Below are 23,480 nucleotides of genomic sequence, written 5' to 3' on the forward strand. Positions count from 1 at the left end.
AAAGCATTCATTCGCGGGGTAGCGAGTCCGATCACAAAGTTTTATTTGCGGGCAAGCTGCCCGGCAAGGAGGGCCAGACTTCTGAGCTGCTGCGCCAGATCCTCGCGTTCGGCCTGCTGCGGGGTGCGGCGCGCGCTGGAGTGGCGGATAACCAGCGTCACCGGCAGTTGAACCTGCCAGCATTCCTCCCCCCCGGTGGGGGCCAGAAGCCACTCCACGCTGCGCTCGCCCGCCTCGCGAAACGCCTGACGAATGGTCGTCAGCGGCGGAGAAAACCAGGCGCTGTCGGCCGTATCGTCAAACCCCACCACCGATATCTGGCCAGGAACAGCGATCCCTTTTTCCGCGCAGGCGCGCATCACCCCGAGCGCCATCTGATCGTTCGCCACCAGAATCGCATCCGGTAATACCGCCCCCGAGAGCAGCACATGTCCCTTCTCATAGCCGCTGGCCGCGCTCCAGTCGCCGTAAGCCACGGCCTCCGCGTTAAGACCCGCCTCAGCCAGCGTCGCTTGCCATCCTGCCAGACGCGCCCGCGCAGAGACAGAACTTTCCGGCCCGCTCAGCAGAGCAATTCGCTGATGCCCCAGCGAAAGCAGATGCTCAACGCCCAGGCGCGCGCCCTCCCCGGCGTTAAAGACGAGGCTGTTTACCTGCGCTGACGGTGACACGTCGAGGAACAGCACCGGAACGGGCGTCGCCAGCCCCCTGAGTTCTTCGGCGTGAGGATCGTCAAGCGGCACATTGACCAGCAGCGCGTCCACCCGCTGCGCCAGCAGCGCCTGAAGCGCCGCCTGACACTGCTGCGGCTGCTCCACCATGGAAATCAGGACGCTCGCCCCCTGTTCTGCCGCCCGGGATTTTACCGCCGAGACAATTTGTGATGGCGCGTGCAGCGCCAGATCGGTAGTGATGAGGCCCAGCGTACGGGTGCGTTTCCCCGCCAGCTGCTGCGCCCGCAGGTTGGGAACGTAATGCAGCTCCGCCATTGCCTGCTGCACCTTTTCCCGCGTGCGGGCAGAGACGTGTTCCGCGTCGTTAATGACGCGGGAAACGGTCTGATAAGAAACCCCCGCCAGGAGGGCGACATCATAGAGAGTGATTGCTTTCATGCGTTCTGGCATCGCGATTTTCGAAGCGTCTATTCTGGCACAGCAACGCCGTTAAAACATGTGAGCGCTTCGCAAATTAAACAACCCGCTCAGGCTGAGGTATTTCCGCAATGCGCGGCTTCTGGCGGAACCAGGGCAAACAGACCTGAATAAGTGGGCCAATGGTCAAAGCGTACACCACCGTTCCCACCCCAAACGAGCCGCCCAGCACGCACCCAATCAGCAGGACGGACACTTCAATAGAGGTACGCACGCTGCGAATGGACCATCCCAGCCGGGCGTGAATACCGGTCATCAGTCCGTCGCGCGGACCAGGCCCGAAACCAGCGCCTATGTACATGCTGGTGGCGATCGCGTTCATTACGATACCTGACACCAGGAACGCAATTTGCACAGGCAACGAATTCAGTTCCGGGATAAGCGCCATGCTGGCGTCCGCCGCCAGACCAATACATATCACGTTGCTTATCGTGCCAAGACCGGGCATCTGACGCAGTGGGATCCACAGTAAGAGTACCGCCGCCCCGGTCAAAATGATCACCGTCCCAATGCTCATTCCCAGCTGTATTCCCACGCCAAGGTGAAACACATCCCACGGATCGACACCCAGATCCGCGCGAATAAACATCGCGGTGGAAAGCCCGTACAGCCCTAAACCGACATAAAGTTGTAGCAGACGACGTACCATTTTTATCTTCTCCAGTGAACCCGACTTTCATCCTGACCTAAAATGGCACTATGATTAATGTCCAGTTTTCAAATAGTGGACTGCATATGTCATCACGCCGCTTCGGAAGCCAGTCTCTGGTACGCCTTTTAGGCCACTGGCAGCAAACCTCCTCCCGCACCCCGCTCTGGCGCCAGCTGGCCGACGCGTTGCGTTTGTTGATCCTTGACGGGCGGCTGGCATTGAATACGCGACTGCCGGGCGAACGGGAGCTGGCCGCAGCGCTGGATGTCAGCCGGACGACCGTCAGTAGCGCCCTCGCCCATCTGCGTGAAGAGGGTTATCTTGAAAGCCGCCACGGCAGCGGGTCGCGCGTGATCCTCCCGAATACCCGCGCCGTTCCTACCCTTTCCGCAGCGAGTGCCGCCCTGGATCTCTCCACAGCCGCCCTCCATGCCGGGCCAGAGATCCACCAGGCCTATACCCATGCGCTTACGGCCATTACCCAGCACCTCTCGCTGACGGGCTACGATCAGCTTGGGCTGCCGGCGCTGCGCGAGGCTATTGCCGCACGCTATACCGCGCGGGGTCTTCCCACCCGGGCAGACGAGGTGATGGTGCTCAACGGTGCCGTCAGCGGGTTTGCGCTGGTACTGCGGATGATGGCCGGGCCGGGGGATCGCGTGGTGGTCGATCACCCCACTTATCCGCTGGCCATTGCCGCTATTCAGGGAGCGCAGTGTCGGCCAGTTGGGGTGTCGTTGCCGGAAATCGGCTGGGATACGGATGGATTCGCGGCCACGCTTGCCCAGACCGCGCCGCGCCTGGCTTACCTGATGCCAGATTTTCATAACCCAACCGGGCGATGCATGGATATCGCTACCCGTCAGGCCATAACCGATATTGCCGCACAAAGCCGCACGGCTCTGGTGGTGGATGAAACGATGGTCGATCTCTGGTTTGACTCTCCCCCGCCACCACCGCTGGCTTCATTTAACCCGCAGGCCAGCGTGATAACGTTAGGCTCTGCCGGAAAGAGCTTCTGGGGCGGGCTGCGTCTCGGCTGGATCCGCGCCTCCTCGCGTACTATCGCCACGCTTGCCCAGACGCGCGATACCCTGGATTTAGGCTCGCCGCTGCTGGAGCAGCTGGCAACACTGTGGCTTATCGACAATAGCGAGCGTTTTCTGCCCGCCCGCCGCAAGATGCTGGCGGAACGGCGCGATCGATGCGGTGAGCTGCTGCGTGAACATTTCCCGGAGTGGAAATTCCATGAGGCGGAAGGTGGGCTCTCTTACTGGATCGAGCTTCCGGGCATGCTGGCGACGCAGCTTGCCGCGCGGGCAGAAATTATCGGGATAAACCTGGGGACCGGCACGCGGTTTGGTTTATCGGGGGCGTTTGACCGTTTTTTGCGTATGCCCTTTTCGCTCGAACCCGCGGAACTGGAAGAGGCGTTGCTGCGGATTAAACCGTTATGGCTTTCGCTAAATTCATATGCGCCATCGGTAAAACGCAGCCTGGTGTAATAGTTAAATATTTGAAGCGGATCATAAAATAAAAACTGCTGACTGCCACATATGCAGTCAGCAGTTTTCACTGGTCACAAATTAATGCTGAGGAGGAATAGGGAAACCTTTCAGGGAAATAACGAAATTACCTCCCTCTTTCTTTATTTTTGCGCCAGTATCACACCAGTCAGACGCAATACGAAAGAATTCATCGCTTCCAACATTCCAGCCAAGACGTACATGCTTCACGTAGCCTGAACGCAACAGATCGCAGGCCTCGTTATAGTCACTGGCAGTTGATAGTTGTTGTTTCATTTTCTCTTCTTCAGAAGTTTACGTAGAGCTTTGATTTCTTTAGGAGTAAAAGGAGAAACACTCTCTTCTTCCGTATGCTGATTATCAATATCCTCTTCCGATACTCCCGCCTCTTCTACTGCTTCGAATGCCAGCAGCAGCAGTTTCTCTGTAGTCACGCTTAAATTCTCGTTATTAACTTCCGCAAAGTGGCGAAGTCTTTCTTTTAGCGCTTCGTCAATTTTAACATTTAATACCGCAGTAGCCATGTTCGTCACTTCCCTTCGGAATCAGTTCTTTATTTAATACACGAAGTTAACACTGTTATCCAGATATATATTTTTAACTTATGACAGAAAAAAGACATCCGATAATAAAATGACAGGCTATTATTACAGGTTTATGACAGTAATATTTCAGCGCAATGAAATATATATTACAGAATATAGGCACTGTCGTAGTGTGGAATAACGGTTGAAAGAGAGGTGAAGCGGGAAAGATCGTATGAAACCACAAATGGGTGGGGGCCCTGCCAGCTACATCCCGGCACCCACGTCGTCTGCCCTGGCTGCTTCCTTCCGGACCTGACCTGGTGAACAGAGTAGCGTTGCGGGAGAACCAACAGAGCCCCCATTGAGAGCGTTGATAACCAACGCGCTGGCGCATTATCCCTGTGCGAAGAGCCAATTGCAAGCGACCAGGAACCGGATGCTGGTTTCTTGCGCAAACAGGCGCAGCAATCAGGACGATCTTCGTTTACCATGACGGTCCAAACATCCCCACAGGTGAAGGTATGGACGAACACGACTCCTTTCCCCAGCGCGTATGGCAAATCGTGGCCTCGATTCCGGAAGGCTACGTCACTACCTACGGTGATGTCGCACGGCTGGCCGGTTCCCCGCGCGCAGCGCGACAGGTTGGAGGCGTCCTCAAACGACTGCCGGAAGGGAGTACGCTGCCCTGGCATAGGGTGGTGAACCGTCATGGCGCCATCTCGTTAACCGGGCCGGATCTCCAGCGTCAGCGTCAGGCATTGCTTTCAGAGGGTGTGCAGGTGTCGGGAGCAGGAGAGATTGATTTGCAGAAATACCGCTGGGTGTACTAAACCCTCCCCCGAAGGAGAGGGTAATAGCAACAGTTACATCTGAGTCGGTGGAGTTGGCAGGGACGGCTGATTGGTCTGTGGAGCAACCGGGACTTCGGTTTGCTGCACCGGCACCAGATTCAGGTCGATTTTAGTTCCACCGTGGTTAATCGCTTCCTGGACCGTATCGGTGATAAAGACCAGCTTGCCGTTGATGGTTACCGCTGCACTCAGCAGGATACGGGCATTCGGCTGCACGTCTGACGGGTTATACGGCAGCACGAAGCTAAACGGCGCCTGCTTACCTTCAGTACGGACCGCACGCTGGGCCAGAACTTTCGACGGCGCGTCGGCCAGAGAAGCATCAGACAGCGTTACCGTTAATACCGCATCCGGCGGCAGAGCGACTTTCTGTTTGATCCAGATTGTACCGGAAACGTTAGGCTGCTGAATGGATTGCTGTGAAAGGGTATTAATCCCGTTCGGATCGGCTGCAGGGACCGGCACCTGGGCGCTCTTACCGGCACAGGCGGACAACGCCACCGCAATAGCTACACCACTAAGCATGGGCACGAGTTTCATTGAAGTCTCCTTATCATCAATGCACCAGCGGGATCGATCCCATCCGATGTCGTTTCAATCACATAACGTAGTTAAGTGTGGCACAGATCACCGATTAATGCCTGAAAACGTCCAGATATTCAGATTATTCTACCCATCGGACCACTTTCATTTCTGCGTTATACTCTGCCTATCTTTCGCTACGGCGTTTATTGAGGACAACTATGAGTCAGGCACTGAACAATCTGCTGACATTACTGAATCTGGAAAAAATTGAGGAAGGACTCTATCGCGGACAGAGCGAAGACCTCGGCTTACGTCAGGTGTTCGGCGGCCAGGTCGTCGGACAAGCGCTGTACGCTGCAAAGGAGACCGTCCCTGCAGACCGTCTGGTGCACTCATTCCACAGCTATTTCTTACGCCCTGGCGACAGCGCAAAACCGATTGTGTATGACGTTGAAGTCCTGCGAGACGGCAACAGCTTCAGCGCACGCCGCGTGGCGGCCGTTCAGAACGGCAAGCCGATCTTTTATATGACCGCCTCTTTCCAGGCGCCGGAGCCGGGGTATGAGCATCAGAAAGTGATGCCGCCGGCCCCCGCGCCGGACGATCTCAAATCAGAGACCGATATCGCCCGTGCGCTGGCGCATCTGCTTCCACCGCAGGTCAAAGAGAAGTTTCTCTGCGATAAACCGCTGGAGATCCGCCCGGTTGAGTTCCATAACCCGATGAAAGGCCACACTGCCGAGCCGAAGCGCCAGGTCTGGATCCGCGCTAATGGCACCGTGCCGGAAGATTTCCGCGTGCATCAGTATCTGCTGGGCTACGCGTCTGACTTCAATTTCCTGCCGGTAGCGCTGCAGCCGCACGGCGTTGGCTTCCTGGAAAAAGGGATGCAGGTCGCAACCATCGATCACTCCATGTGGTTCCACCGTCCGTTCAACATGAATGAGTGGCTGCTCTACAGCGTGGAGAGTACATCAGCGTCGAGCGCTCGCGGGTTTGTGCGTGGAGAGTTTTATACCCAGGACGGCGTGCTGGTCGCCTCGACGGTGCAGGAAGGGGTAATGCGTAATCGCGGGTGAATGTGTGCGGCCTGATGCCCTCACCCTGGCCCTCTCCCACGGGGAGAGGGAATACACATTAAAAACGGCAACCTAAGGTTGCCGTTTTGCTGTTTATCAGGCGTTATACGCATTCTCGCCGTGGCTGTTCACATCCAGACCTTCGCGTTCCTGCTCTTCCGGTACGCGCAGCCCAACCGTCATGTCCGCCAGCTTATAGCCGATGAAAGCGACAACAGCAGACCACACAACGGTGATAGCAATACTTTCCAGCTGTACCAGCACCTGATGAACCATGGTGACGCCTTCAGCGTAGCCTACGCCACCCAGCGATTTCGCGGCGAAGATACCGGTCATGATACAGCCGACGATGCCGCAAACGCCGTGGACGCCGAACACATCGCAAGGGTCGTCAACGCGCAGCACACGTTTCAGAGCGGTGACGCCCCACAGACCCGCAAGACCCGCGACCAGACCCACCAGCAGCGCACCACCGACACCCACGTAACCGCACGCCGGAGTGATACCGACCAGACCGGCAATCGCACCTGAACAGGCACCCAGCAGGGAAGGTTTACCGCGCACTGCCCACTCGCCGAACACCCAGGAGAGGATTGCACCCGCCGTCGCCACAACGGTGTTCACGAAGGCCAGCGCGGCGATTTCGTTCGCGGCACTTGCTGAACCGGCGTTGAAGCCAAACCAGCCAAAGTAGAGGATAGCCGTACCGGTAAACACCATCGGCAGGTTGTGAGGTTTGAACGCCTCTTTACCGAAGCCTACGCGTTTGCCAATCAGATACGCCCCCACCAGACCCGCTACCGCGGCGTTGATGTGCACAACGGTACCGCCCGCGAAGTCCAGCGCGCCGTGCGTTGCCAGCAGACCACCGCCCCAGACCATGTGCGCAATCGGCACATAGGAGAGCGTCAGCCAGACCACCACGAAGATCAGAACCGCAGAGAAACGAATGCGCTCGGCCAGCGCGCCCACGATCAGCCCGACGGTGATGCAGGCGAACGAGCCCTGGAACGCAACGTGGATGTACTGGTAGAAGCTGCCCATCAGCGCGGTCAGCTCAATATTTTTCAGCATCACCCAGTCGAAGTTACCAAAGAAGGCGTTGCCGGTACCGAAGGCCAGCGAGTAACCGTAAACCACCCACAGCACGCAGACCAGCGCGAACGTCACGGCAACCTGCGTCAGCATGGAGAGCACGTTTTTGCCGCGGATCAGACCGCCGTAAAACAGCGCAATGCCCGGGATAGACATGAACAGCACCAGCGCGGTGCTGATCATCATAAAGGCGTTATCGGCCTTGTCTGCCACGGCAGGGGCAGCCAGCGCCAGGCCCGGCAGCAGTGCCAGCGAACCCAGACCCGTTTTAAGTGTTGCTATCTTCATTTTCTCGATCCCTATCACTGTGTGCCAGGAGTTACTTACAGTGCCGCTTCGTCAGATTCGCCGGTACGAATGCGAATGACGCGCTGCAGTTCGGCAACGAAAATTTTGCCGTCGCCAATTTTGCCGGTGTAGGCCGCTTTGCTAATCACATCAATCACTTCATCAAGCTGATCGTCCGCAATCGCAACATCGATTTTTACTTTTGGCAGGAAGTTAACGCTGTATTCCGCCCCGCGGTAAAGCTCGGCATGACCCTTCTGACGACCAAAGCCTTTCACTTCGGTGACAGTCAGTCCCTGAATACCCATGGAAGATAACGCTTCGCGCACGTCTTCCAGTTTGAATGGTTTGATTACCACCGTAACCAGCTTCATAGATCCCCTCCAGTCAGAATTCGGTAATGGCCGCAGCTCACGCAGAAGGTATTGCAAGGGATGTGCCAGAAATGAAAACGAGGGAGAAAAGCGGTGCGACGAGCGTTACGCCGCCTTCATTAACGAACCGGTGAAAAAAAACGCACCATGGCAGTGCACGGTGCGTTTCAGTCTTGCACCAACAGGAATGACTGTTAGCGCGTTGCTTTGTTTTGGTGCATCAGGCGCTGAGGGACTCTTCCTCGCGCACGCTGGCGGCCAGCTCTTCACCCGCCAGCTGAAGCTGGTACATCTGCCAGTAGCGCCCTTTGGCTTCCAGCAGTTCACGGTGCGTGCCGCGCTCCACGGCTTGTCCACGATGCAGCACCAGAATGGTATCGGCATCGACAATGGTGGAAAGACGATGGGCAATCACCACCAGCGTCGTATGGTCGCGTACCGCGGCCAGCGCCTGCTGGATGGCCTGCTCGGTACCGGAGTCAATGCTGGCCGTCGCTTCATCCAGAATCAGTACCTGCGGGGTTTCAATCAGCACCCGCGCCAGCGCGAGAAGCTGCTTTTGCCCAACGGAGAGATTGTTCCCCTGCTCGCCCAGCTTTGTATTTATGCCGTCGCTAAACCCGCGCGCCAGATCCGCCAGTTGCACTTTTTCCAGCACCTCCCAGACCTGCTCCTGGGTGTAGTCCCGGCCCAGGGTCACGTTGGCGTAGAAGGTGTCGGCCAGCACGACCGGATCCTGCTGCACCATCGCGACGCCTTTACGCAACACGTTGTGGCTGAGAGACGCGAGCGGGCGTCCGTCGAGGCGGATTTCGCCGTGCGTGACCGGGTAATACCCCATCAACAGGCTGGCGAGCGTGCTCTTGCCGCTGCCCGTATGCCCCACCAGCGCCACGAAACCGCGCGACGGAACATCCAGCGTAATGTCCTGCAACACCAGCCGGTCTTCGCGATAGGCAAACGAGACGTTATCAAAGGCGATTGTCCCACTTTGCAGAGGTCGCTCATCATTGCCGTAGGCCTGGCGCGGCCTGTCCATCAGCTCAAACACGCGCTCACCGGCGACGACCGCCTGCTGCAGCATCGATTGCTGGGTGGTGAGCTCGATCAGCGGCTCGTTAAGGCGGCCCAGATAGCTAATAAAGGCGTAGAGCACGCCCACTTCAATCGTACCGTTTGAGCTCAGACCAAAGAGCATCAGCAGCCCGCAAAGCACCAGCGCAGAGAAAAGGCTCAGCAGCGGGCGCAGCAGGAAACCGTCGAGGCGCAGCGTCTGCATACGCGCCATGTAGTGCGAACGGCTGGCTTCCCCCATCCGCTCGCCAAAGCGCGCCTGCTGGCGGAACTGCTGAATGACACTCATGCCGTTGATCACTTCGTTGAAGCCATCGTTGATGTCGGCCAGATAGGCGCGCACCCGGCGCACGATTGGCGTGCTGTAGCGCTGGTAGATGATCATCACGATCAGCACCGCCGGGAAGATGGTAATCGCCACCAGCGCCATGCGCCAGTCGAGGCTGAACATCGCCACCAGCATCGCGCCGATCAGCGCCGCGCTGCGTAACACCGTCGCGACCACGGTGACGTACAGGTCGCGGATCACCTCGGTATCGTTGGTCACGCGCGAAATCACCTGCCCGACCGGCTGGATATCAAACTCGCTGAGCGGCTGGCGAAGCGCCGCGTCCATTACATCCGTGCGCAGCTGCTGAACCACGCCGACGGCGGCACGGTTAAACAGCAGCGACTGCGCATAGTGCAGCCCTGCCGCCGCCAGCTGTAAACCAACGTAGGCCACTCCCAGCCCCGCCACCAGCCCCAGGGGCAGGTAGCTTTTCGCGACCATATTGTCGATGAAGTAGCTGATAAGCAGCGGCCCGCTGACTTCAGCAATCGCCGCTATCCAGAGTAAAAGTACGGCAACGGAGAGCGGTTTACGCCACGGCGAGCCGTAGGCCAGCAGACGTTTGAGCGTCGGCCACATCGTTCCGAGCTTACGCATTGGCGGCCTCCTCATCCTGCTCCGGCGCATCGTCCAGCGCCGCCTCAAGCTGTTGATAGCGATACATATCGCGATACCAGCCCGGCTGCCCGGCAAGCGTGTCATGCTGCCCGCGCTGGGCAATGTGACCGTGCTGTAAGACCAGAATTTCACTGGCTTCCGTGAGTGCCGACAAACGGTGGGCGCTGATAATCACCGTGCGGCCATCGCCCCACTGGCGCAGGTTATGCAGAATTTGATGTTCGGTACGGCCATCCACGGCGGAAAGCGCATCATCCAGAATAAGGATTTCAGCATTCAGCAGCAGCGCGCGGGCAATCGAGATACGCTGTTTCTGCCCGCCGGACAGCATGACGCCACGTTCCCCAACTTCCGTTTCGTAACCCTGCGGCAGCCGCAAAATATCGTCATGTACGCTGGCTAAGCGCGCCACGTGCTCGATCTCTTCCTGCGTCGCCGACGGGTGACCAAGCGCAATGTTATTCGCCACGGTATCCGAAAATAAAAACGGCGTCTGGCTGACCACCGCCAGACGGCCACGCCACTCGTCCAGCAGCAGGTTCGGCAGGGGGATATCATGGAAACGAATATCGCCCTCGGTGACGTCAAAGTGGCGCTGAAGCAGAGAAAGCACGGTACTTTTTCCGGAGCCCGTCGGGCCGCAGATGCCCAGCATCTGGCCTGGCTGCAGCGTAAAGCTGACGTTTTCCAGCACCGGATGTTCCGTTTGTGGATAGACAAACTTGCGGACGTCGACATGCATGACGCCGCGCCCTTCCGGTACCGCTTCGCTGCCGTCATTGACCACCGGTGCTTCGGCCAGCATGGCGCGAATGCGGCTGTAGGCAGCGCTGCCGCGCTCCACAATGTTAAACATCCAGGCCAGCGCCAGCATCGGCCAGATCATCAGCCCCAGATACATCGCGAAGCTGGTCAATTGTCCCAGGGTTAACGTGCCCTGCACCACCATCCAGCTTCCGCCGCCAATGGCAAGCAGGTTTGCCATGCCGATTGCGACATAAATCGTTGGATCAAATCGCGCATCAATACGCGCGACGCGCATGTTTTTCGCCCCCGTGTCTGCCGCATCGGCGGCAAACAGTGCGGACTGCCTGTCTTCCAGGCCAAACGCTTTAATCATGCGGATGCTGGTCATGCTCTCCTGGGTGCGATCGTTCAGAGAAGAAAACGCCGCCTGCGCCAGCTTGAAGCGTTCGTGCAGCTGTTCGCCGTAGCGATTGATCGCCAGCGCCATCAGCGGCATCGGCAGCAGCGCAAGCAGGGTCAGCTGCCAGCTGATCTGCGTGGACATGACGATCAGCACCGCGCAGCCCATCACCAGCGAGTCCACCAGCGTTAATACGCCTTCTCCGGCGGCAAAGACCACGCGATCGACGTCGTTCGTCGCGCGGGCGATGAGATCCCCGGTGCGGTGGCGGAGATAAAACTCAGGATGCTGTCGGCTCAGCTGGCGGTAAAAATCTTCACGCAGCTCAACGGCCAGCTGATAGGACGCACCAAACAGCAGCACGCGCCAGACGTAGCGCAGCAGATAAACAATGACCGCCGTCAGCACCAGCGTGCCAACCCACATCAACACCCGTGCGGTGGTGTAATGCTGTTCAGTGACGCCATCCACGACGTAGCCCACCACTTTCGGCGGGATCAGCTGCAGGATGGCAATGATAATAAGCAGGGCGACTGCACCGAGGTAGCGTTGCCACTCCCGACGAAAGTACCAGCTTAATTGGGCAAATAATCGCACGCGGTTTGTTCCTGAAGGTATTTTACGAAGTTATTCAATGGGTAATGCTGTGGTGTACTTAATCTGTTCCATGGCGAAGCTTGAGGTGACGTCCGACAAGCCCGGGACGCTGTTCACCAGCCGCTTGTAGAAATCATCATAGCGCTTCATGTCTGCCACCTGGACGCGCATCAGGTAGTCGTACTCGCCGGCCATACGCCAGAAGCCGAGCACCTCGGGCATTTCAGATACCTGTGTGACGAAGCGGCAATACCACTCGCTGCTGTGATGTTGGGTTTTTATCAGCACAAATGCCGTCAGCCCAAGCCCCAGTTTTTCGGGATCGAGTAACGCGACGCGGCCCAGAAGAATGCCGTCATCTTCCAGCTTTTTGAGGCGCTTCCAGCACGGCGTGGTGGTCAGATTAACGGCATCTGCCAGCGCCTGCAAAGAGAGGGTACAGTCACTTTGCAGCAATGAAAGGAGCTTGCGGTCAATTTTATCTAGCATACCCACCTCACAGAGAAAATTTTTCTCCCTTCATTCTATTTTAAAGGCCAGATAGCAACAATTTTTTCTGTGCTTTTCGCTATGCTGGGCACAAAATGACAAACGGATAATTACGATGAATAGCACCTGGGTTAAACATGCCATCAGCGAAATCAATGCCGACTATCAGCGCTCGGCGGATACGCACCTGATTCGCCTCTCCCTGCCGGGATTTGACGGTATTCAGCTCTATCTGAAAGATGAAAGCACCCATCCCACCGGTAGCCTGAAGCATCGTCTGGCGCGTTCCCTGTTCTTATACGGTTTGTGTAACGGCTGGATCAAAGAAGGCACCACCATCATTGAATCTTCATCCGGTTCAACGGCGGTATCCGAAGCCTATTTCGCCCGCCTGCTGGGCCTGCCGTTTATCGCCGTGATGCCCTCCTGCACCGCAAAACGCAAAATCGAGCAGATCGAATTTTACGGCGGTCGCTGCCACTTTGTGGAAAGCGCCTGCGAAATCTACGCCGCCTCTGAAATGCTGGCCCGCGAGCTGAATGGCCACTATATGGACCAATTCACCTTCGCCGAGCGTGCAACGGACTGGCGCGGCAATAACAACATTGCCGACAGTATTTTCCGCCAGATGACCCACGAGCCGCATCCGGTTCCGTCATACATTGTAATGAGCGCCGGTACTGGCGGCACGTCAGCCACTATCGGACGCTACATCCGTTGTCAGGGCTACGATACGCAGCTGATGGTCGTTGACCCGCAAAACTCCGTCTTCCTCGACTACTGGCAAAGCCGCGATGCTGACCTGCGCAGCCCGGTGGGCAGCAAAATTGAAGGGATCGGCCGACCGCGCGTGGAACCCTCATTCATCCCGGACGTGGTGGATGAAATGCTTCGCGTACCGGACGCCGCCAGCGTGGCTACCGCGCACTGGCTGGAAACGCAGCTCGGCCGCAAGGTCGGCGCATCAACGGGCACCAACATGTGGGGCGCATTGCAGCTTGCGGCACGCATGCGCGAAGAAGGCCGTACCGGCTCCATCGTCACATTGCTGTGCGACAGCGGCGAGCGCTACCTTGAGACCTACTACAATGCAGAGTGGGTGCAGGCAAACATCGGCGACATCACCCCGTGGAAAGCGCAGATTGCGCACCTGCTGAAATAAAAAAAAGCCAGACCGAAGTCTGGCTCGCTGGAAGGGTCTCACTATTCGGGGGAATATGGGAGGTTGTTGTTGTCCAGCCAATGCGTCAAAAAATGGGACACCGCTTCGTTACCGCAGTGTCCGATAACCGGCAGATGAGGAAGCTCTGCGATTAGCTGTGGCATCGCATTCCCCATAATCAGACCACGCCCTACGCTGCCCAGCATTTCGCGGTCGTTCATGGCGTCGCCAAACGCCATACACTCCTGCAGCGTTAAGCCCAGGTGGTCGCTGAGCACCGCCAGGGCTGAACCTTTGTTACAGCCCACCGGCAGCACTTCAAGACAATCCACCGCCGAGAAGGTCAGGTGCGCCCGGTCGCCCAGCGCCTCATTCAGTTGAATCCGTAAGCGAGAAAGATCGTCATGATCGCCACAGAAGCAGATCTTGGTCACCGCATGGGCAGGTATCCGACGCAGATCGATAAGCTGATATTGAAAACCGCTATAGACATGGGCGTGCAGCAGTTCAGGGATTTCACGTCCGGTAAACCAGCCCTGGTCGTTAAAGACGTGGATACTGGCCTGTGTGTCCCAGGTGCTGTGCAGGACGATATCCGCCACTTCCGGATTGAGATCCTGGCGGTGCAGCACGTCTCCTTCAACGGTGTGAATGCGCGTTCCGTTACCCGTGATTAAAAACGCATCCAGGGAAAACGCGCCCAGCAAATGGCGCATCTCCAGCACGTGGCGACCAGTGGCAAACGTCAGGGTGACATCACGCTCGCGCAGACGCTTCAGGGTATTCAGTGTTTTCTCCCCCAGACGGTGATCCGGCATTAACAACGTACCGTCCATATCAAATGCAGCGAGGCGGGCCATGATTACTCCTGAAATGTGATGCGATTAACTTGTGCATCAGTATTGCGTGCGATATACGGAAGTAATAGTGAATAGATGAAAATTATTGTTCCGGGTTTCTTATGCGCCAGCTTAACCGCCTTAACCAGTATCAGCGCCTGTGGCAACCTTCCGCCGGCGCTCCGCAGCTCGTAACCGTAAGCGAGCTTGCCAGCCGCTGCTTTTGTAGCGAGCGGCATGTCCGCACCCTGCTGCGTCAGGCCCAGGAGGCGGGCTGGCTCAGCTGGCGCGCGCGGTCTGGTCGCGGCAAGCGCGGTGAGCTGACGTTCCATGCCAGCCCGGAGTCACTGCGCAATGCGATGATGGAAGAGGCGCTTAAGAGCGGGCAGCAGCACAACGCGCTGGAGCTGGCCCAGCTTGCGCCTGACGCGCTGAGATCGTTATTGCATCCATTTCTGGGCGGGCAGTGGCAAAACGACACGCCGACGCTGCGCATCCCCTACTACCGCTCGCTGGAGCCGCTTCAGCCGGGCTTCTTGCCTGGCCGGGCGGAGCAGCATCTGGCGGGACAAGTATTCTCAGGTTTGACGCGTTTTAACGGCAGCAGCAGTGAACCTACGGGCGATCTGGCGCATCACTGGGAGGTCTCTGCTGACGGCCTGCGCTGGCATTTCTACATTCGTTCCACCCTGCACTGGCATAACGGCGATAAAATAGAAACGGCGCAACTCCAGCGAAGCCTGACGGCGCTGTTGACGCTCCCCGCCCTGCGAACGCTGTTCCGGAGCGTTTTGCGTATCGAAACAACGCATCCACAATGCCTGACGTTTGCGTTACATCAACCGGACTACTGGCTGGCACACCGACTGGCAACCTACTGTAGCCGTCTGGCACATCCCGATAACCCTGAGCTTGGCTGCGGCCCCTTCCGGCTGGCCGCCTTTGAGCCAGACCTGGTCCGTCTGGAAAGCCATGAGCAGTACCACCTGAGCCATCCGCTGCTTAAGGCCATCGAATACTGGATCACCCCTCAGCTTTTTGATTACAGGCTGGGCACCAGCTGTCGCCACCCGGTGCAAATCGCGATCGGCGAGGCCGACGAGCTGGAAAGTCTGCGGCTGGTCAGCAGCAGCACCAGCCTGGGGTTCTGTTACCTCACGCTGAAACAGAGCGCGCGCCTGAGCGAGACGCAGGCAAAGCGGCTTATCAATATCATCCATCTCTCCAGGCTTCTGCACACGCTTCCGCTCAACGAAGGGCTCATTACGCCCACCGAAGAACTGCTTCCCGGCTGGACGATCCCCGAATGGCCTGATTTAACGGACGTTGCCCTGCCGGAGGCGCTGACGCTGGTTTACCATCTGCCCGTTGAGCTTCACACCATGGCCAGTCAGTTAAAGGCGTACCTGGCGCGACAGGGGTGTGAACTGACCGTCATCTTCCACGACGCCAAGACGTGGGACGGATGCCAGCAGCTTGCCGAAGCCGATATGATGATGGGAGACAGGCTGATTGGTGAAGCGCCAGCGTATACGCTCGAGCAGTGGCTTCGCTGCGATGCGCTCTGGCCGCATCTGTTAAGCGCACCAGCATATGCGCACCTGCAGGCCACGCTGGATGCGGTGCAGACTCAGGCCGAGGCTCGGGACCGGCACGCGGGCCTGCAGGTCATTTTCGGCCGCTTAATGGAGAGTGCAGTACTGACGCCGCTCTTTAACTATCAGTATCAAATCAGCGCCCCGCCGGGCGTGAATGGGATACGCCTTAACACCCGCGGCTGGTTTGATTTTACCGAAGCCTGGCTGCCCGCCCCGAAATCGTGAAGAAGCTGGTCGCCGTCCTGGCCAGACGGTAACATAACGTTTTTACCGTTACTGTCGAGATGATTTATGAAACGTGCCGTCGTCGTGTTCAGCGGAGGACAAGACTCTACTACCTGCCTGGTACAGGCCCTACATCAGTATGATGAAGTTCACTGTGTGACGTTCGATTATGGTCAGCGTCACCGCGCTGAAATCGACGTTGCCCGTGAACTGGCCCTCAAATTGGGCGCACGCGCGCACAAGGTGCTGGACGTTACGCTGTTAAATGAACTGGCCGTCAGCAGCCTGACCCGCGACAGTATCCCGGTTCCGGACTACGAACCAGACGCCAGCGGCATTCCGAACACCTTCGTGCCGGGGCGGAATATTCTGTTCCTGACCCTGACGGCGATATACGCCTACCAGGTAAAAGCCGAAGCGGTAATTACGGGCGTGTGCGAGACCGACTTCTCAGGATATCCGGACTGCCGTGATGAGTTTGTGAAAGCGCTCAACCACGCCGTCAATCTGGGCATGGCGAAAGAGACGCGCTTTGAAACCCCGCTCATGTGGCTGGATAAAGCCGAAACCTGGGCGCTGGCCGACTACTGGGGCAAGCTGGACCTGGTTCGCAGCGAAACGCTTACCTGCTATAACGGCCTCAAAGGCGACGGCTGTGGCCAGTGCGCAGCCTGTAATCTGCGCGCTAACGGGCTGAACCATTACCTGTCTGATAAGGTCGGCGTGATGGCCGCGATGCAGAAAAAAACCGGGCTTAAATAGGGTTATTTGACCGTGCTGTCGAACAGTTTTACACCGGCAGCACGCTTGATTTTCATCAGCGTTGTCAGCGTTGGGTTGCCGTTGTCTGATAAGGTTCGGTATAGCTGCTGACGGGACAGGCCTGCTTTGGTAGAGATTTCACCTATGCCGCCGCGGGCTTCGATGACCTGACGGAGTGCAATGAGATAGGCAGGGATCCCCTGGTCTTCATAGATCTCATCCAACGCAACATTCAAATAAATTTGAGCAGAGGAAGGATCCTCGCGTAGCATTTTTATTACTGCTTCATCGTGATTGACGCTACTCGAAAATTTTCGTTCTAGCATATTCATCGTTATTCATCCTGAAACTGATAAATTTCACCAATGCGTTACGAGCCATTTCAGCGAATTTCACTTCGATGTTGGTTAACGCCAGGATCCATGCATTTTCGAACCCTGGCTCTTTGCTATGCTATCTCGGTGATAACATCATTTCTTGTACTGAAGCCAAATATCTACACGATCATCAACTCCAGCTTTTCCCGCAATTCCCCTTCCAGCGGCAGCGCCTTTTGCGTTTTCAGATCGATACAGACAAAGGTGATCAGTGCATCAGCCACCACCTGCCCTTCTGGATCGAGCGTTACCACCTGGCTTAACACGCCGCTCTTGCCGTTTAGCTGTTGTACCTGGCTGGTGACCGTGAGCACATCACCCAGCACGGCCGGACGACGGTAGTTGATGTTGATATTGACGACCACGAACGCGATGTTGTGCGCGGTCAGCCACTGAAAGCTTTCGCTGTTTTCCAGCCCGTCCCAGCGCGCTTCTTCAAGAAACTCAAGATAGCGAGCGTTATTGACGTGCTGATAAACATCAAGATGGAAACCGCGTACTTTGATTTTTGTCTGCATAGCGCAATAGCCTTTCGTTGTTATAGGATCAGAGGTCATAACTGGTATGACCTCTTTATCCTGGCAAACTTTTGCCGCAGTGCAAGGAATTGCGTAATTACAATGTCAGGTGTGAGAGGTTGCGCTCAACCAGCGCGCTGCCCATGCCCGGGACCTGTTTGAGATCGTCGACCGTTTTGAAAGGACCGTACTCTTCACGATAGCTGACGATAGCCTGCGCTTTTTTCAGTCCCACGCCATTCATCGCGCGGGCGAGATCGTCCGCAGAGGCCGAATTGATACTGACCCGCGTACCGTCATCATCCGCATTTTTACCGGCGTCAGTCGCTTTGGTTTGCCCTTGCACCGACGCTGCCGCGTCAGACTTGCTCTGCGTAGCCTGTGGTTTGGCTGCGGGCGTCGCCGCCAGCGCCCCCGCGCTCATCCCGGTGGTGGCAATAGCCAGCGTAATTAACAGTGCTTTGATTCCACATTTCATGCTGTTATCTCCTTGTTTGTTGACAGCCACGCAACAATAGCCGCCGGAGAAAACAGGCACAAACAGCAGATTGCAGAAATGGAAAAGGCCGCGAAAGCGGCCTTTAGTTTTTGCAGTACGTTACGAAAATCTGCGAGCAGACACGTAATTATTGCTGCTGAGTCATGATATCGCCCAGCTTGATTTTCGCATCTTTGCGCAGGTTGCTCATCATCGCTTCGAAGGCAATCTGGGCATTGTTCTGGGTAATCCCCTGAACCATCGCTTTCTTCTGCGCTTCTGGCATAGTGCCAGCTTTCACTTCATCCAGCGCCAGCAGAACGACGTTACCCTGCATATCGGTGGTGGTACCGAAGCTTGGTTTGTCCTTCGCAGGCAGGCTCAGACCAAACGCGGCCTGGCTGATAGGGTCCTGACCGGTACGGCTCAGCGTTTTCGCCTCACCGAAGCTCAGGCCCGCCGCTTTCAGCGCGTCCTGTTTGCCCGCTTTCAGATCAACCAGAATCTTCTCAGCATCCAGTTTGGCCTGCTGTTCCGCTTTGTTGTGCTTAACCTGAGCGACAACCTGATCCTTCACTTCCGCCAGCGGTTTGACCGCTTCTGGCTTGTGCTCGCTGACGCGCAGAACGAACGCACGGTCACCGTCAACGGTAATGATGTCAGAGTTGCTGCCCGGCGTGCCGTTCTCGCCCACCAGACCACCGTTAAAGATGGCATCGGAAACCGGCTTGAAGTTCAGCTCTTCCGGCAAGTTGTCACGACCAAACCAGCCGGTCTCAACCGCTTTCACACCCGCCGCCTGCTCTGCACCCGCCAGAGATTCGTTATCGTTGCTGGCAGCATCACTTACCTTCTGCTGCAGCGCATAGTAAGCATCCAGCGCTTTTTCCTGTTTCACTTTCGCAGCGATATCATCACGAACCTCAGCCAGCGGCTTGGTTTTCGCCGCAGTGATGTCGTCCAGGCGTACGACCAGGAAACCCACGGAAGACTTGATGACGCCAGACAGCTGGCCTTTCTCTTTCAGACCCGCATTTTTCAGCTCATCAGGCGTGGTTGCGTCTTCCAGCCAGCCCATATCACCGCCGTTTTTCGCAGAGATGATATCGGTGGATTTTGCTTTTGCGAGGGTTGCGAAATCCGCGCCTTTGTTCAGCTCGTCCAGTACCGCCTTAGCATCTGCTTCAGTTTTAGTCTGGATCACGCTGTAGCGGTTACGCTGCGGCTGAGTGAACTGATCCTGATGCTGATCGTAGTAAGACTGGATTTCCGCATCAGACGCAGTTTCCTGCAGCGCGGCTGCATCCAGCTTGATGTAGCTGACGCGGAACTGCTCTGGAGAAACAAAGGCGTTTTTATTCTGCTCGTAGTAAGCATTAACGTCTGCGTCGCTGACCTGCTGTTTAGCCGCCAGGGCGTTCACATCGATGGTCGCTTCACGGACCACGCGCTGCTGTGCCACCAGCGCGGCCAGTTCGTCGGTTTCCCCTTTGAGCATGAAATCGGTACCCACGACAGCGTTGATGAGCTGCTGGGTTGTCAGCTGGTTACGCAGCGCCTGAGCGTATTGATCGGCCGTCATGCCCATTTGATTAACGATGCTGTTGTAACGCGCGTTGTCGAATTTACCGTTAGACTGGAATGCCTGAGTGGCGAAGATCGCTTTTTTCACCTGCTCATCGCTGATGCCAAGGCCCAGCTTTTTGGCATACTGATCCAGCAGCGCTTCGTCGATAAGACGGTTCAGTGTCTGTTGGCGCAGGGTCTTCATGTACCCTTCATTCGCCGCCAGTTCAGAGAATTGGTCGCCCAGCTGTTGCTGCATACGGTTACGTTCACCAGCAAAAGCATTCTCGAACTGACCGCGGCTGATCTCCTGGCCATTCACTTTTGCGGCATAGTTCGCGCCACCGCCAATAAGGTAACTGCTCACGCCGGTCAATATGAACGACACGATAATGATACCGAAAATAATCTTGAGCACGAGACTGTTAGCAGCCGTGCGTAAGCTGTCCATCATGGTGTAACAACACTCCGCTGTAGGTGACTGGTTACCTGACGCTGACGGAAAATCCTGCCCGTCGCGCGTAAAGGCGTATTGTGACAAGAAAACGGGGCGATTGTCAGCCCACAACTCGCATAAACTCGCACAAATCAGGTCTGGACAAACAAAAAAGGCACATCAAATGATGCGCCCTTGTACTATCCGGCTTCCCTGAAACGGGAAAGCAATCAGTTTACTGCGTCTTTCAGCGCTTTACCTGCACGGAAACCCGGCACTTTAGCAGCAGCAATGGTGATCTCTTTACCGGTCTGAGGGTTGCGGCCAGTACGGGCAGCACGCTCTTTAACAGCAAAAGTACCGAAGCCTACCAGTGCAACGTCGTCCCCAGCCTGCAGAGATTCAGTAACAGAAGCAATTAATGCATCTAACGCACGTCCAGCTGCAGCTTTAGAAATATCAGCACCAGCAGCAATTTTGTCAATCAGTTGAGATTTATTCACTGTTCTCTTCCTCTCTTTATAATTTATATCGCGCCTGAATCCTTCACAACGCGACCGCGCAGCAGTTATATCAGGCCTGCCATGACCTTACAACACCCGTTGTTGATGGCTGACCTAATCAGCAATCTAAATTAGCTATACAAAAAAAGGCTGGCAAGTGCGAAATGACTTACCAGCCTTGTTTTTATTGACGCTCTTTGCGCGAGGTCACTATTTTGCGGTTACAACCTGCATTCCGGAGGGTTCATTCTGCAGTGCGAGACTGAGAACTTCCTCAATTCGCTTAACAGGATGGATCTGCAGATCGGCAATCACGTTGTCCGGAATCTCTTCCAGATCGCGTTTGTTTTCGTAAGGGATCAATACGGTTTTGATCCCACCGCGGTGTGCCGCCAGCAGTTTTTCTTTTAACCCGCCGATTGGCAGAACCTGACCACGCAGGGTGATTTCACCGGTCATTGCCACGTCGGCACGCACCGGGTTACCCGTCAGACAGGAGACCAGAGCGGTACACATGGCAATACCCGCGCTCGGGCCATCTTTCGGCGTCGCCCCTTCCGGAACGTGAACGTGAATGTCGCGTTTTTCGTAGAAATCCGGGTTGATACCCAGTTTTTCCGCGCGCGCGCGCACCACGGTCAGCGCCGCCTGGATGGACTCCTGCATCACTTCACCCAGCGAGCCGGTGTAGGTCAGCTTGCCTTTGCCCGGTACACAGGCGGTTTCGATGGTCAGCAGATCGCCGCCCACTTCCGTCCATGCCAGACCGGTCACCTGACCCACGCGGTTTTCGTTATCCGCGCGGCCATAGTCGAAGCGCTGAACGCCCAGGTACGCATGCAGATTGTCGCCGTTAATCACGATGTGTTTCAGGCTCTTATCCAGCAGCAGCTGTTTCACCGCTTTTCGGCACAGTTTAGAGATTTCACGCTCAAGGCTACGCACGCCCGCTTCACGGGTGTAGTAGCGAATGATGCCGATAATCGCGCTGTCCTCGACGGTCAGCTCGTTGGCTTTCAGCGCGTTACGCTCAATCTGTTTCGGCAGCAGGTGCTGTTTAGCAATGTTCAGCTTCTCGTCTTCGGTATAGCCGGAGAGACGAATCACTTCCATACGGTCCAGCAGCGGTGCCGGAATGTTCATGGAGTTGGAGGTCGCCACGAACATCACATCGCTCAGGTCGTAGTCCACTTCCAGGTAGTGATCGCTGAACGCCACGTTCTGTTCTGGATCAAGCACTTCCAGCAGTGCAGACGCCGGATCGCCACGCATGTCCGAAGACATTTTGTCGATCTCATCGAGCAGGAACAGCGGGTTTTTAACCCCCACTTTCGCCATCTTCTGAATCAGTTTACCCGGCATAGAACCGATGTAGGTACGGCGGTGACCGCGGATTTCCGCTTCATCGCGTACGCCACCCAGCGCCATACGGATATACTTACGTCCGGTCGCTTTAGCGATGGACTGACCCAGAGAGGTTTTACCTACCCCCGGCGGCCCAACCAGGCACAGAATTGGGCCTTTAATTTTGTTCACACGGCTTTGTACCGCGAGGTACTCAAGAATGCGGTCTTTCACGCGTTCCAGACCGTAGTGGTCGGTATCGAGGATCTCCTGAGCCTGACGCAGGTCTTTCTTGACCTTGCTGCGGGCATTCCACGGAACCTGCACCATCCACTCAATGTAGCCGCGCACGACGGTCGCTTCTGCCGACATCGGAGACATCATTTTCAGCTTCTGCAATTCTGCTTCGGCTTTCTCTTTCGCCTCTTTCGGCATCTTCGCCGCGTCGATCTTACGCTTCAGCGCTTCGTTTTCGTCCGGCGCATCGTCCATCTCGCCCAGCTCTTTCTGAATGGCCTTCATTTGCTCATTCAGATAGTACTCACGCTGGGATTTCTCCATCTGCTTTTTCACGCGGTTGCGAATACGCTTCTCAACCTGCAGCAGATCGATTTCAGACTCCATCATCGCCATCAGGTATTCCAGACGTTCGTTGACGTCGGACATTTCCAGTACGGACTGTTTGTCAGCCAGCTTCAGCGGCATGTGTGCAGCGATGGTGTCCGCCAGACGCGCAGGATCGTCGATGCTGTTCAGCGACGTCAGCACTTCTGGTGGGATTTTCTTGTTCAGCTTGATATAGCCTTCGAACTGGCTAATCGCGGTGCGCACCAGCACTTCCTGCTCGCGCTCATCAAGCTCAGGCGAATCAAGGTACTCTGCCTTCGCAGAGAAGTGTTCGCCATCGTCTGACAGGGTGGTAATACGCGCACGCTGCAGGCCTTCGACCAGCACCTTCACGGTGCCGTCAGGCAGTTTCAGCATCTGCAAAATAGAGGCCACGGTCCCGACGGTGAAAAGATCGTTTACACCCGGCTCATCCGTTGATGCTTCTTTCTGCGCCACCAACATGATTTTTTTATCATGATCCATGGCGGCTTCGAGGCAACGGATAGATTTTTCCCGCCCTACAAATAAGGGTATGACCATGTGCGGATAAACCACCACATCGCGCAACGGCAATACGGGGATTTCAATGCGTTCAGAACGCTCAGGATTCATAGAGCTCTCTCTTAGTTTAGTGTCCGCCAGGTAAACTGGTCATGTAACTGTGCTTCACACAACCATTAACATGTATCCAGTATATGGGGATGTTTCCCACACATTCAACGCTATGAATACGGAA

General features: G+C 56.4%; 23 protein-coding genes and 1 other RNA gene. 6 read left to right on the plus strand and 18 right to left on the minus strand.

From position 1 onward, the window contains the following. Positions 1 to 41 precede the first annotated feature (41 nt). Together D5066_RS04785 and yczE are read right to left on the minus strand one after the other, a co-directional pair. A complete protein-coding gene (locus tag D5066_RS04785) occupies positions 42 to 1,112 on the minus strand; it encodes a LacI family DNA-binding transcriptional regulator (RefSeq protein WP_119915318.1) in 1,071 nt (356 codons plus the stop codon). Between the two features lie 76 nt (positions 1,113 to 1,188). Then, the gene (yczE, locus tag D5066_RS04790; protein WP_119915227.1) at positions 1,189 to 1,800 is read right to left on the minus strand and encodes a membrane protein YczE; all 612 of its coding nucleotides are present in this window, start codon (positions 1,798 to 1,800) and stop codon (positions 1,189 to 1,191) included. Positions 1,801 to 1,886: 86 nt separating this feature from the next. Here yczE and yczR point away from each other — a divergent pair, with 86 nt between their 5' ends. Next, entirely contained in the window at positions 1,887 to 3,308 is a 1,422-nt protein-coding gene (yczR, locus tag D5066_RS04795; protein ID WP_119915228.1) for a MocR-like transcription factor YczR, read from the plus strand. Positions 3,309 to 3,389: 81 nt separating this feature from the next. On the opposite strand, the gene D5066_RS04800 is transcribed toward yczR, so the two are convergent. The 3 genes from D5066_RS04800 to ffs form a co-directional block, all read right to left on the minus strand. After that, positions 3,390 to 3,605, minus strand: coding sequence for a hypothetical protein (locus tag D5066_RS04800; RefSeq protein WP_119915229.1), 216 nt, complete (start codon positions 3,603 to 3,605; stop codon positions 3,390 to 3,392). Next, positions 3,602 to 3,853 carry a hypothetical protein gene (locus tag D5066_RS04805; RefSeq protein WP_119915230.1) on the minus strand — a complete coding sequence of 84 codons (252 nt, stop codon included), beginning with the start codon at positions 3,851 to 3,853 and terminating at the stop codon, positions 3,602 to 3,604. Before D5066_RS04805 ends, D5066_RS04800 begins: the two co-directional genes overlap by 4 nt. A 258-nt stretch (positions 3,854 to 4,111) precedes the next feature. Beyond that, positions 4,112 to 4,208: signal recognition particle sRNA small type (ffs, locus tag D5066_RS04810), an RNA gene on the minus strand. A gap of 169 nt (positions 4,209 to 4,377) precedes the next feature. Between ffs and D5066_RS04815 the strand changes: the two genes are divergently transcribed. Then, positions 4,378 to 4,689 (plus strand): MGMT family protein, encoded by a 312-nt coding sequence (locus D5066_RS04815; protein ID WP_119915231.1) that lies wholly within the window; start codon positions 4,378 to 4,380, stop codon positions 4,687 to 4,689. Between the two features lie 33 nt (positions 4,690 to 4,722). On the opposite strand, the gene D5066_RS04820 is transcribed toward D5066_RS04815, so the two are convergent. Then, positions 4,723 to 5,250, minus strand: coding sequence for a YbaY family lipoprotein (locus tag D5066_RS04820; protein ID WP_080328050.1), 528 nt, complete (start codon positions 5,248 to 5,250; stop codon positions 4,723 to 4,725). Positions 5,251 to 5,453: 203 nt separating this feature from the next. Here D5066_RS04820 and tesB point away from each other — a divergent pair, with 203 nt between their 5' ends. After that, positions 5,454 to 6,314 carry an acyl-CoA thioesterase II gene (gene tesB / locus D5066_RS04825; protein ID WP_080328051.1) on the plus strand — a complete coding sequence of 287 codons (861 nt, stop codon included), beginning with the start codon at positions 5,454 to 5,456 and terminating at the stop codon, positions 6,312 to 6,314. 96 nt (positions 6,315 to 6,410) lie between these two features. Here tesB and amtB read toward each other — a convergent pair whose 3' ends face one another. From amtB to D5066_RS04850, 5 genes are all read right to left on the minus strand, one after another. After that, a complete protein-coding gene (gene amtB, locus D5066_RS04830) occupies positions 6,411 to 7,697 on the minus strand; it encodes an ammonium transporter AmtB (RefSeq protein WP_014882787.1) in 1,287 nt (428 codons plus the stop codon). 35 nt (positions 7,698 to 7,732) lie between these two features. Then, on the minus strand, positions 7,733 to 8,071 hold the full coding sequence (gene glnK, locus D5066_RS04835) for a P-II family nitrogen regulator (RefSeq protein ID WP_008503304.1): 339 nt from the start codon (positions 8,069 to 8,071) through the stop codon (positions 7,733 to 7,735). Positions 8,072 to 8,291: 220 nt separating this feature from the next. Then, the gene (locus D5066_RS04840) at positions 8,292 to 10,073 is read right to left on the minus strand and encodes a SmdB family multidrug efflux ABC transporter permease/ATP-binding protein (RefSeq protein ID WP_119915232.1); all 1,782 of its coding nucleotides are present in this window, start codon (positions 10,071 to 10,073) and stop codon (positions 8,292 to 8,294) included. Beyond that, positions 10,066 to 11,838, minus strand: a complete 1,773-nt coding sequence (locus D5066_RS04845; protein WP_119915233.1) for a SmdA family multidrug ABC transporter permease/ATP-binding protein — start codon at positions 11,836 to 11,838, stop codon at positions 10,066 to 10,068. Before D5066_RS04845 ends, D5066_RS04840 begins: the two co-directional genes overlap by 8 nt. A 30-nt stretch (positions 11,839 to 11,868) precedes the next feature. Next, positions 11,869 to 12,327, minus strand: a complete 459-nt coding sequence (locus D5066_RS04850; protein ID WP_008503307.1) for an Lrp/AsnC family transcriptional regulator — start codon at positions 12,325 to 12,327, stop codon at positions 11,869 to 11,871. 115 nt (positions 12,328 to 12,442) lie between these two features. On the opposite strand from D5066_RS04850, the gene D5066_RS04855 reads away from it, so the two are divergent. Beyond that, positions 12,443 to 13,489, plus strand: a complete 1,047-nt coding sequence (locus D5066_RS04855) for a PLP-dependent cysteine synthase family protein (RefSeq protein WP_119915234.1) — start codon at positions 12,443 to 12,445, stop codon at positions 13,487 to 13,489. A 41-nt stretch (positions 13,490 to 13,530) separates the two neighbouring features. Here D5066_RS04855 and cof read toward each other — a convergent pair whose 3' ends face one another. Continuing rightward, positions 13,531 to 14,349 (minus strand): HMP-PP phosphatase, encoded by an 819-nt coding sequence (gene cof / locus D5066_RS04860; RefSeq protein ID WP_119915235.1) that lies wholly within the window; start codon positions 14,347 to 14,349, stop codon positions 13,531 to 13,533. Between the two features lie 101 nt (positions 14,350 to 14,450). On the opposite strand from cof, the gene D5066_RS04865 reads away from it, so the two are divergent. Both D5066_RS04865 and queC read left to right on the plus strand, forming a co-directional pair. Continuing rightward, on the plus strand, positions 14,451 to 16,151 hold the full coding sequence (locus D5066_RS04865) for an SgrR family transcriptional regulator (RefSeq protein WP_119915236.1): 1,701 nt from the start codon (positions 14,451 to 14,453) through the stop codon (positions 16,149 to 16,151). Positions 16,152 to 16,217: 66 nt separating this feature from the next. Next, complete coding sequence (gene queC, locus D5066_RS04870) at positions 16,218 to 16,913, plus strand: 7-cyano-7-deazaguanine synthase QueC (protein ID WP_119915237.1); 696 nt, start codon at positions 16,218 to 16,220, stop codon at positions 16,911 to 16,913. Positions 16,914 to 16,915: 2 nt separating this feature from the next. On the opposite strand, the gene D5066_RS04875 is transcribed toward queC, so the two are convergent. The 6 genes from D5066_RS04875 to lon form a co-directional block, all read right to left on the minus strand. After that, positions 16,916 to 17,245 (minus strand): helix-turn-helix domain-containing transcriptional regulator, encoded by a 330-nt coding sequence (locus D5066_RS04875; RefSeq protein ID WP_119915238.1) that lies wholly within the window; start codon positions 17,243 to 17,245, stop codon positions 16,916 to 16,918. 164 nt (positions 17,246 to 17,409) lie between these two features. Beyond that, complete coding sequence (locus D5066_RS04880; protein ID WP_014830880.1) at positions 17,410 to 17,808, minus strand: YbgC/FadM family acyl-CoA thioesterase; 399 nt, start codon at positions 17,806 to 17,808, stop codon at positions 17,410 to 17,412. A gap of 97 nt (positions 17,809 to 17,905) precedes the next feature. After that, entirely contained in the window at positions 17,906 to 18,286 is a 381-nt protein-coding gene (locus D5066_RS04890; RefSeq protein WP_119915240.1) for a helix-hairpin-helix domain-containing protein, read from the minus strand. A 148-nt stretch (positions 18,287 to 18,434) separates the two neighbouring features. Next, the gene (gene ppiD / locus D5066_RS04900) at positions 18,435 to 20,306 is read right to left on the minus strand and encodes a peptidylprolyl isomerase (RefSeq protein WP_119915241.1); all 1,872 of its coding nucleotides are present in this window, start codon (positions 20,304 to 20,306) and stop codon (positions 18,435 to 18,437) included. A 212-nt stretch (positions 20,307 to 20,518) separates the two neighbouring features. After that, complete coding sequence (hupB, locus tag D5066_RS04905) at positions 20,519 to 20,791, minus strand: nucleoid-associated protein HU-beta (protein ID WP_002444653.1); 273 nt, start codon at positions 20,789 to 20,791, stop codon at positions 20,519 to 20,521. 210 nt (positions 20,792 to 21,001) lie between these two features. Then, the gene (gene lon, locus D5066_RS04910; protein WP_023334706.1) at positions 21,002 to 23,356 is read right to left on the minus strand and encodes an endopeptidase La; all 2,355 of its coding nucleotides are present in this window, start codon (positions 23,354 to 23,356) and stop codon (positions 21,002 to 21,004) included. Positions 23,357 to 23,480 lie beyond the last annotated feature (124 nt).

Origin of the sequence: Enterobacter chuandaensis (genome assembly GCF_003594915.1) — a bacterium.
GTDB lineage: Bacteria > Pseudomonadota > Gammaproteobacteria > Enterobacterales > Enterobacteriaceae > Enterobacter > Enterobacter chuandaensis.